The sequence below is a fragment of the Streptomyces ruber genome, assembly GCF_014648075.1.
GTDB classification, from domain to species: Bacteria; Actinomycetota; Actinomycetes; order Streptomycetales; family Streptomycetaceae; genus Streptomyces; species Streptomyces ruber.
The window spans coordinates 88520-97672 of the sequence record NZ_BMQK01000024.1; the positions used below are offsets into that span (position 1 = coordinate 88520).

Here is a 9153-nt window from a genome sequence, read left to right on the forward strand (position 1 = left end):
GCCCGCGGCCCGCCGTCGGCGCCGCATCACCGGCCTGTTGTACGCCACCCGTTCCCCCCGACCGACCCGAGAGAGCGAGACCCACAGACATGGACGAGAACACCCGCTACCAGGTGCTGCGCAACGACGAGGAGCAGTATTCGCTGTGGCCCGTCGACGTCGAGGTGCCCGCGGGCTGGCAGCCCGTCGGCAAGGAGGGCACGGAGGCGGAGTGCTCCGCCTACGTCGACGAGGTCTGGACCGACATGCGCCCGCGCAGCCTGCGGGAGCGTATGGAGAACGCCGAAGCCTGACCCGTCCCACGCAGCAGTGAGGAACAGGCCGGGGTGCGGAACACGACCGCACCCCGGCTGCTGCCCTGCCCGCCCGTTCCGTCCCGCCCGTCCCGAGGAGCCGTCATGACACCGGTCCTGCACAGCGAACGACTCACGTTCCGGCCCTACCGCCCCGGGGACGAGGACGTCTTCGTGGCCTTGCTGCGCGACGAGGAGGTCTGCCGCTGGATGGGCCAGGAACGCGTGCCGGAGGCGGACATCCGCACGCTGTTCCGCGCCATCCTCACCGACGTCTACCCGCGGCGCAGGTTCGACGTGTGGGGACTGTGGCGCGAGGAGGTCTACGTCGGCCACGCGGAGGTGAAGAAGACCGGCAACGTCGACGGCCACGAACTGATCGCCGCCCTCGCCCCCGGGCACTGGGGCCGGGGCCTGGGCACGGAAGCGGTCCGCCGCCTGCTCCGCCACGCCGCCGACGACCTGGGCCTGAAGGAGGCCTACGGCATGGTCGACGCCGGCAACACCGCCAGCCTGGCCCTGTGCGGCCGACTGGGCGCCCGGCACGTGCGCGACGTGGTCGGCGACGACGGCACCGTGTCCCGGCTGATGGTGATCCCGACGACGGACCCCGACTGACGTGACGGCGCCTGCCGGGTGCCGAACCGGCCGCCGGCCATGCCGAAGGGCCCGAGTGGCGTCCCCGGGCCCGGCGTTCGTCGAGGACTGCGGCTGCGCCGAGCCGACCCGTCGCCCGCACCCATCCGGGTACGTCTCAGGAAGAGGTCCGTTGTGTGAGCGGGACGCCCTCATGCAGTGGGAGCGGCCGAGCATCGCCGTGGCGGCCTCCCGCACCTTCCAGCAGCTCGGCCGGCTGTGCGGGGCGGCTCACGGCCGACGACGGGTCTTCCGTCCCACGCCGGTCGGGCCGGCGACGACCGTCCCGCAGCGCCTGGCCGAACCGCCCGCGCCCGCACGGACGAAGGCCGCCGCCGAGCGGCCAGGGCACTTCTGACGGCTCTTGGTCGGACATCATCCGGCCGGGCGGCACTACGCAAGGCGACCCGCGAGGCGTCGGCTGACTCATCGGGCCCGCCCACAACCGTCCGGGGACGGTTCCAAGAGCCGTCAGAAACGGCCTAGGGCCCCGGGCGCTCGGCGGCGCGCCGCTCCCGTTCCCGGGGTGCGGCGCGCTCAGCGCTTCGTACCGCTCGACCAGGTTCTTCGGCACGGCCGGGTGTGCCATCGGCATCGAGAATGCGGCCCGGGCCCCGGCCCGCGACCTCGCGTCTGCCGAACGAGGGCGGCCGGGGCCCGGCCCGGGAACAGGTGAGGCATCAGTCGCTGGACAGCGCCTGCAGCAGGTCACCGACCTGGGGGTCGGGCAGGGAGCGGGCGACATCGGCCTGGGCGACCATGCCGACCAGGTCGTGTCCGTCGATCACCGGCAGGCGGCGCACCTTGTGTGTGGACATGGTGCGCAGGATCTCGTGCACGTCGTCGTCGGCGCCGATCGTGACGGCCTCGCCCTGGGCCAGTTCCCCGGCCGGACAGGTGGCGGGGTCCTTGCCCGCGCCCAGGACCTTCACCACGATGTCCCGGTCGGTCAGGACACCCTTCAGCTTGTTGTCGGTGCCGCAGATCGGCAGCGCGCCGACCCCGAGGTCCTTCATCTTGCGGGCCGCGTCCAGCACCGTCTCCTCGGCACCGACGCACTCGGCTCCGCCGGTCATGATGTCCCGCGCCTTGGTCATGGACTCCCCTTCTTCGCTCGGATGGATGCCGGGACGTGTTCCCAGGTGCTGCGGCTGGTAACGGTCCGTTTTCCGCTCACTCCGCGCTCACTCCGCTCATCGCCTGCGGGCGCGGCGGTCACTCGTCCGTCATGACCGGCACACGGCCACTCGCCCTGATCAGCGGCGCGTCCTACGGCATCGGCCCAGAGCCGGCACGGCAGTTCGCGCTCCACGGTCACGACCTCGTGGTGAACGCCGAGGACGAGTCGCCGGAGACCGCCGCCCAGGAGCTACGGGAATCGGAAGCGGAGGTCCGCGCCGTGCGCCGACCTCCGGTCCAGCCTGATCCGCTCCGACGGTTCGGAGCCGGCCACCCGACATCCGCGTCGACCCGGGCGGGCCCGTCCCGCCACCCGGTGGGGAACGCGAACGGGCCCGGCGGTCACGGGAGCGGTTCCCGAGGCGCGATATGCCGGGCCACGTTGCGGAGGCGGTGCGGTGACTCCCCCGGAGCGGAGCGGCGAGCACGCCGATGTGACCGAGGTGGTGAAGGCGCTCGGCGGTGAGCCCACGGGGTGAGTGTTCCCGCTGGACGTTTCGGACCGAGCCCGTGCGCTACCCGTGACCGGCAAGCGTGTGAGCGAACAGGCGAAGGAGGAGAGCCGGTGTCGAACCCGCAACAGCCCGAGCTGCGGCGCAGTGACAAAGGGGCGGGCACTCCGCAGGACAGCCGATCCCGCAAGGCCGCACAAGGCGCCCAGGAGGGCGGCGGCCACGCCCATGGCACGGACCGCGGGAACAAGGGCGGAGGCAGGGGAGGCGGTACGCCTCCTGAGCAGCAGCCGGACCACCCCGCCTGAGCCCGCCCCGTAGAACGACGAGCAAGGAGAAGCCGTGACCGTTCCCGAGGAGAACCGCCCGAAGACGGCGTCCACCGACGACGTCATCGAGACGCCGCGCGAGAGGACGACAGCCGGTCAGGGTGACGGCGCCACCGGACGCACCATGCGGGAGGCGATGGAGGAGGCCGGACTCGGCCCGGACGACGTGCGCGACGAGACCCGACGCCATCGGTGAGCGAGCCCGCCCCGGCGGATACGCGCAAGCGCGCGAATCATCCGCCGGGGCGGCGCGCCGTTCCGCGCCCCGGGCCACGACCGGAGGCCGCTCCGCGCTCGTCACCGAGTCGGCCGACCCCACGCGGGACGGTCCCCGTGAGGAGGCCCGGTGAACGGCGTCACCCTCACCCTGCGGGTTCTCCACCACGGTGAGAAGCACCTGGCCGGACGCCTGACGTCCGTGGCCGAGCGGCACCGCACCGAGCACGAGGTCCACCACGTCGCCCTGGACCTCGCCGACTGGTCCCGCGCCCACGTCCAGTGCCTGGCCGACACCGCCGACCGCTACGGCCTGGACCTCGGCCCGTCCTCCACCGCGCCGCTCCCGCACCTGCTGTCCACGCTCAGGGAGAAAGCGTCCGAAGCGGTGGTCCACCGCCCGGAGCCGGGCCTGCTGCTCCTGCGCGATCTGCGAGAGCTCCACCTCACGGCCACGGAGAACTCCCTGCACTGGGAGATGCTCGCCCAGGCCGCACAGGCCACCGAGGACGACGGGCTGCTCGAGCTCGCCTCCGCGTGCCACCCCGAGACCTTGCGGCAGATGCGCTGGACCAACACCATGATCAAGAATCTGGCCCCACAGATCCTGACCAGCCATCTCTGACCTGCTGCGTCTGCCCGGGCGGCGGTTGCGGGTGGCGACCACCACGGTGACCGGGGCGGAGCCGTCCGGCACCGGCGCCGGGAGGTGTGGATCTGTCACTTCGCTTTCTCCTTCACCGGCGGTCACACGAGCGGGCAGTGCCGACGGCGGGTGGACGAGACAGCGGCCGCCGCCGGAGACGTCCACGTCACACCGCGGATGTCGCGGACGTCCGGGAAAGGGTCTGCTGTTCCTGGTCGTAGAGCTGGACGGCGATGGAGGTCAGTACGCGGTCCAGGTCCACGCGGTCCTCGGCCTCCGGACAGGCGCGGCCCAGGTGCTCGCTGATCCACTCCTTCCAGGCGGCGCTGATCCGGTCGGCCTCCCGGTCTCCCCGGTCCGTCAGGGTGAGGCGGTCCCCGTCGAGGTGGACGTACCCGGCGCCGGCGATCCTCTCGAAGAGGGGGCACAGCACGTCGCCGGGCAGGTCGTACCGGCCGGCGATCGCCCGGAGCGAGGCGTGGCCGCCCACGGACGCCCGCCAGTGCACCTGCCGGATGCCCCAGGCCTCACCGAGCGACAGAGTGCTCCCCGAGGCGGCCAGCACCTCGGGCGCGGCCGTTGCCCGCTCGCGGTGGACCAGGGCGGCGACCGCCCGCTCCAGCTGCAGGTCGGAGTCGGCGGAGGTGGGGGCGGCGAGGCCGTCCGCGAGGTCGGTGGCGGTGGACTGGAAGGGGTCCCGCAGGGGGACCTCCTTGAGGAAGAGGGCGACGAGCAGGCCGAGCAGCGCCGCGGGCGCCACCCACTGGAAGACATGGCCGATGGCGTCGGCGTAGGCGTCGATCACGGGACGTGCCAGCTCGGCGGGCAGCTTGTGGAGGGTGTGCGGGGCCGACGCGGCGGCGGGGTCCGTCCCCGGCGACCGCTCCAGGGCATCGGCGAGGTTCGTCTCCAGGCCGCCCGCGAAGAGGGTGCCGAAGACAGCCGCACCGAAGCCCTGGCCGAGGGTGCGGAAGAAGCTGACGCCGGAGGTGGCGGCGCCCAGGTCGTGGTACGCCACGGTGTTCTGCACGACGATGGTCAGGACCTGCCCGGCGAGGCCGAGTCCCGCACCGAGGATCATGATGTACAGGGATTCGCGCCAGGTGCTCGTGTCGGCGTCCATGCCGGACATCAGGTACAGGGCGAGCGCCATCACCCCGGTGCCCAGGACCGGGAAGACCTTGTACCGGCCGGTGCGGCTGACCAGCGCGCCGCTGACCACGGACATCAGCAGCAGCCCGGCCTCCATGGGCAGGATGCGCAGGCCGGAGCCGATCGCCGACTCACCGTCCACGAACTGCAGGTAGGTCGGCAGATAGGTGAGGCCGCCCAGCATGGTGAAGCCCACGATGAAGCTGAGGACGGCGCACAGGGTGAAGACGGGGTTGCGGAACAGGTGCATCGGGAGCGTGGGCTCCCGGGCGCGCAGCTCGACGGCGACGAACGCCGCGAACGCCGCCAGCGACACCACGAAGAGACCGATGACCGCGGGGGACCCCCACGGGAAGGTGACACCGCCCAGACTGACGGCGAGCGTCAGCGCGACCGTCCCGACGGCGGCCAGCACGATGCCCGCGTAGTCGATCACCGGTGTGCGCGTGGTGCGGATCAGGGGCACGTACCGGACGGTCATCACGATCATCACCAGGGCCACGGGCACGTTGACGTAGAAGGACCAGCGCCAGGACAGGTGGTCGGTGAACAGGCCGCCGAGCAGCGGCCCGCCCACGGTCGCGACGCCGAACACCGCGCCGAGGGCGCCCTGGTACTTGCCGCGCCGGCGCAGCGGGATCACATCGGCGATCAACGCCATGGCCGTGACCATCAGGCCACCGCCGGCCAGGCCCTGGACCGCGCGGGCGGCGATCAGCATCGGCATGTCGTGGGCGATCCCGGCGAACAGCGATCCCGCGATGAAGACGACCGTGTTCACCTGGAACAGGGACTTGCGGCCGAACAGGTCACCGAGCCTGCCGACCAGGACGGTCCCCACCGCCTCCGCCAGCAGGTAGGCGCTGACCACCCAGGACATGTGGCCGGTGCCGCCCAGATCGCCGACGATGCTGGGCAGCGCGGTGGAGACGATCGTCGTGTCCAGGGCCGCCATCAGCATCCCCAGGACGATCGTCGAGAAGACGATGACGGTCCGGCGACGGCCGAGCTCGGGCGGAGCGGTGTCCGTCGCCGCCTGACTCGTGGTGCTGCTCATCCGGACCCACTCCTGGGATCGCACGTCGTCGTCGTGGCCGCCGCAACCGTCCGAGCGGGCCGGCGGGCACGACCGTGGTTCGTACTCACCCGTTCCACCGGCCGCGGGCGCCTAACGAGCCCATACGGCTACTCGGTGTCCCGGAACGGTCCGGCCGTACCCGGCACCCGGGCGGAACCGGGACGGGACCCGGGCGGAACCGGGACGGGACCCGGGCGGGACCGGCCGGCACCCGGGCAGGCGGACGGCCGCGGGGAGCGGGCACCCTCATACGCGGTCGGCGACCCACGGCACCCAGTCGCGGGCAGCGGGTCCCGCAGGGGGCCTGCGGTGCCCGCCGTGGCGCCGCCGAGCAGCAGCCGCGCCAGCTCCGCGGGGCGGCAGCGCGCCTGGGCCACGGGTTCGCCGTCCGCGTCGGCCACCCACGAGCGGGCGGGCCGGTACGTCGGATCGGCGAGGTACAGCGGTTCGAAGCAGGTGCGGGGCAGGTCATAGTGGGTGAGCGGATCCAGGACCGTCCCGACGTCCTGGTGCCCGGCCCGGCGCAGCACGACGGTCTCCGTGGTCATCGGCGGTCATCGGCCGCCTCCGGACACGGGGAGGGCACGGGACGCCGGAGCCCCCCGGGCGAGCGCCGCGCGGTAGACGGCGAGCGTGCGCGCCAGGTGCCGGGCGGGATCGAACTGCGTGGTCGCACGGGTGCGGGCGGCCGCGGCCAGGCGGGTGCTCAGCGCGCGGTCGTCCAGCAGACGGGCGATGCCGGCGGCGAGTTCTCCGGGGTCGCCGGGGGCCACGAGCAGGGCCTCCCTCCCGTGCCGGACCTGGTCGGGGATGCCTCCGACGCGGCTGGCCACGACCGGTGTGCCGCCCGCCATCGCCTCCAGGACGACCAGGGGCGTCCCCTCGGACAGGGACGGAACGGCCAGGACGTCGAAGCTGGGGATGACGGCCGCCGCGGTGGGCTGCGCCCCGATGAAGATCACCTGGTCGTCCAGGCGCAGAGCGGCCGCCGTCCCGCCGAGGGCGGCGCGGTCGGGACCGTCGCCGACCACGACGAACCGGATGCGCGGTCGCGTACGGGCCAGGAGTTCCGCGGCCCGGAGAAGGACGTGGACGCCCTTCTCCCACTGCAGCCGTGCCACCACCCCGACGTACTGGTGCCCGTCGTCGGGACGGTGTCTCAGCGGCGCCAGGTCCTCGTGTGCGGGCACCGGCAGGGCGTTGGGTATGACGGTGACTCTCCGCCCGGGTACGCCGTCCGCGTGCACGAGACGCTCCCGGATGGCGGAGGAGACCGCGATGAACGCGTCGCACCGGCCGTAGGCCCAGCGGCTGAACGCCCGGGCCGCCGGTCCGCGCCAGGTCGCCTCGCTGTGCTCGGTGACCACGTGCGGCACCTCCACGTGGCGTGCCGCCATGTGGTCCGCCTCCCTGTGGAGGCGCGCCAGCACGGTGGCCGCCGTGCTGGCGTACATGTGGGTGTGCACCAGGTCCGGACGGAGTTCGTGGAGGAGCTGCCGTACCCGCAGCGCGTACGCCGCGTCGACACGGCGCTTGACCAGATCGGTGCCCAGCGGGCGGACCTCGACCCCCGCCGCCTCCGCCGCCGCGCACAGGCCCCCGCCGCGCGAGCAGGCGACGGTCACCCGGTGGCCCTCGCCGCACAGCGCGCACGCCAGGCCGAGCAGGGCCCGCTCGGCGCCCCCGAGGTCCAGCGAGTCGCTGACGAACAGCAGGTGCCCGGGGCCGCTCATGACCCGCCCCCGCTCACGGTGCCGTGCTGTGTGAGCGCCTTGGGAGGGCACAGCGAGGTGTCCGACGGCCGGGGCCGCTGAGGCTCCCGCACGGCGTTGCACCAGTGCTCCCACACGGTGTCGCGGAAGGTCTTCCGCCGCGGGGCCACGCGCTCCTCGCTGCCCTCCCCGGCCGGATGACCGGCGTTCGACGCCGCCTCGGAGTGCGCCGGTTGCGGCTGCAGGTACTGCTCGCGGTACCCGTCCGGGTCCGTCGGCCGGAAGGCGTCCGACCCGTGGATCAGCGCCCCCGGCGACACCGAGTCGACGGCGTGCTGCCAGGTCCGCTGCTGCCCGCCCCCGCTGGCCCCGAACGGCATGTCGCAGCGCATCCGCCGCTCGGCGGGGGCGTCCCCGTACACGGTCTCCTCCTGCGCGAGCACCGCCACGCACTCGTCGGCCCACGGCCGTCCCACCTCGGCCGGCCGCACCCTCAGCTCGCGGACGCGGTGCACGCTCCCGAAGAACGGGGGACGGCAGCAGCTGCTCCCGAAGGCGTCGAGGAAGGCACCGCCGTGGAAGACGACGTACATGCCCAGCTCGGCCAGGTCCCGGTGAAGGGACACCAGGGCGGCGTCGTTCGGGTACCAGCCGGCCGGCACCGTCCTCACGCCGTGCAGGCCCAGTTCGTGGTGGCAGCGGCGGGCCTCCTCGCGCATCGGCTTCACGGAGCGTTCCAGAAACCCGTCCGCGAGCGCGGGCGTCGGGTCCAGGACCGAGAAGCCCAGCAGCCGTTCCGGCTCCGAGCCCGCCAGATGGGTGCGGGCGTCGAGCAACGCCGGACGGTTCCACGTCGGTCCGGCCATGGGGATCCTCCTCCGCCTTCTTGAGCCGAGTGGCTCATCGGCCTGCCGCCGGGCGGGTCTCTCCGGGCCCGCCACCACTACGGCGAAAGGGTTAATCCGGCCATTACGCAATTATCCGGTCGAATGTGCCGTTTCGCATCGGGAGTGGACGGCAGTCACCGCACCGTGCACGGGACCTGCCCCGTCACCGCGATCAGCCGGTACCGGCCGGCACGTGAGGGCCGGGGCTGCGCCATGACTGATCCATACGGGTGGAGTGGCGCGAGCGGCGGAAGTGACACACGATCGGATGACAGCGGAACTCGCCGGCCGGAACGCGGGCCGGATGCACAGGACGCCTCCGAAGGGCGGGCGCTTCCCGAGGAGGGTGGTTTCCCACCGGTTCCGCGGAGGACACCGCCTGGCGAAGAGCCCTTCTCGCAGGAGATCCCGAGAGAGCAGGAGGAACCGCCATGGGTTCGGTTCGCGTAGCCGTCGTCGGCGTGGGCAACTGCGCGGCGTCGCTGGTGCAGGGGGTCGAGTACTACAAGGACGCCGACCCGGCGTCCAAGGTGCCCGGCCTCATGCACGTGCAGTTCGGTGACTACCACGTCC

The 9153-nt window shown here is 73.0% G+C and carries 11 protein-coding genes and 1 pseudogene; 7 read left to right on the forward strand and 5 right to left on the reverse strand.

Translation table 11 applies throughout. From position 1 onward, the window contains the following. Nucleotides 1-89: 89 nt before the first annotated feature. From IEZ04_RS31810 to IEZ04_RS31820, 3 genes are all read left to right on the forward strand, one after another. Nucleotides 90-293 (forward strand): MbtH family protein, encoded by a 204-nt coding sequence (locus IEZ04_RS31810; RefSeq protein WP_042166983.1) that lies wholly within the window; start codon nucleotides 90-92, stop codon nucleotides 291-293. Between the two features lie 105 nt (nucleotides 294-398). Continuing rightward, on the forward strand, nucleotides 399-911 hold the full coding sequence (locus IEZ04_RS31815; protein WP_189220450.1) for a GNAT family N-acetyltransferase: 513 nt from the start codon (nucleotides 399-401) through the stop codon (nucleotides 909-911). Nucleotides 912-1083: 172 nt separating this feature from the next. Then, the gene (locus IEZ04_RS31820; protein WP_229821419.1) at nucleotides 1084-1287 is read left to right on the forward strand and encodes a hypothetical protein; all 204 of its coding nucleotides are present in this window, start codon (nucleotides 1084-1086) and stop codon (nucleotides 1285-1287) included. A gap of 322 nt (nucleotides 1288-1609) precedes the next feature. Here IEZ04_RS31820 and IEZ04_RS31825 read toward each other — a convergent pair whose 3' ends face one another. After that, nucleotides 1610-2026: a CBS domain-containing protein gene (locus IEZ04_RS31825; RefSeq protein ID WP_189220451.1), complete on the reverse strand. Its 417-nt coding sequence runs from the start codon at nucleotides 2024-2026 to the stop codon at nucleotides 1610-1612. Between the two features lie 647 nt (nucleotides 2027-2673). On the opposite strand from IEZ04_RS31825, the gene IEZ04_RS31830 reads away from it, so the two are divergent. From IEZ04_RS31830 to IEZ04_RS31840, 3 genes are all read left to right on the forward strand, one after another. Beyond that, complete coding sequence (locus IEZ04_RS31830) at nucleotides 2674-2868, forward strand: hypothetical protein (RefSeq protein ID WP_189220452.1); 195 nt, start codon at nucleotides 2674-2676, stop codon at nucleotides 2866-2868. A gap of 34 nt (nucleotides 2869-2902) precedes the next feature. After that, entirely contained in the window at nucleotides 2903-3085 is a 183-nt protein-coding gene (locus IEZ04_RS31835) for a hypothetical protein (protein WP_189220453.1), read from the forward strand. Nucleotides 3086-3235: 150 nt separating this feature from the next. Continuing rightward, on the forward strand, nucleotides 3236-3730 hold the full coding sequence (locus IEZ04_RS31840; protein ID WP_189220454.1) for a hypothetical protein: 495 nt from the start codon (nucleotides 3236-3238) through the stop codon (nucleotides 3728-3730). Nucleotides 3731-3917: 187 nt separating this feature from the next. Here the strand turns inward: IEZ04_RS31840 and IEZ04_RS31845 are convergent, their stop codons facing one another. The 4 genes from IEZ04_RS31845 to IEZ04_RS31860 form a co-directional block, all read right to left on the reverse strand. Next, on the reverse strand, nucleotides 3918-5984 hold the full coding sequence (locus IEZ04_RS31845; protein WP_268245710.1) for an MDR family MFS transporter: 2067 nt from the start codon (nucleotides 5982-5984) through the stop codon (nucleotides 3918-3920). A 104-nt stretch (nucleotides 5985-6088) separates the two neighbouring features. Further along, nucleotides 6089-6529 (reverse strand): hypothetical protein, encoded by a 441-nt coding sequence (locus tag IEZ04_RS31850; RefSeq protein WP_189220456.1) that lies wholly within the window; start codon nucleotides 6527-6529, stop codon nucleotides 6089-6091. 6 nt (nucleotides 6530-6535) lie between these two features. Then, nucleotides 6536-7714: a glycosyltransferase family 4 protein gene (locus tag IEZ04_RS31855; protein ID WP_189220457.1), complete on the reverse strand. Its 1179-nt coding sequence runs from the start codon at nucleotides 7712-7714 to the stop codon at nucleotides 6536-6538. Continuing rightward, nucleotides 7711-8559 carry an amidohydrolase family protein gene (locus IEZ04_RS31860; protein WP_189220458.1) on the reverse strand — a complete coding sequence of 283 codons (849 nt, stop codon included), beginning with the start codon at nucleotides 8557-8559 and terminating at the stop codon, nucleotides 7711-7713. Before IEZ04_RS31860 ends, IEZ04_RS31855 begins: the two co-directional genes overlap by 4 nt. A 452-nt stretch (nucleotides 8560-9011) precedes the next feature. On the opposite strand from IEZ04_RS31860, the pseudogene IEZ04_RS31865 reads away from it, so the two are divergent. Beyond that, nucleotides 9012-9153: pseudogene (locus IEZ04_RS31865) on the forward strand (inositol-3-phosphate synthase); the annotation flags it as partial.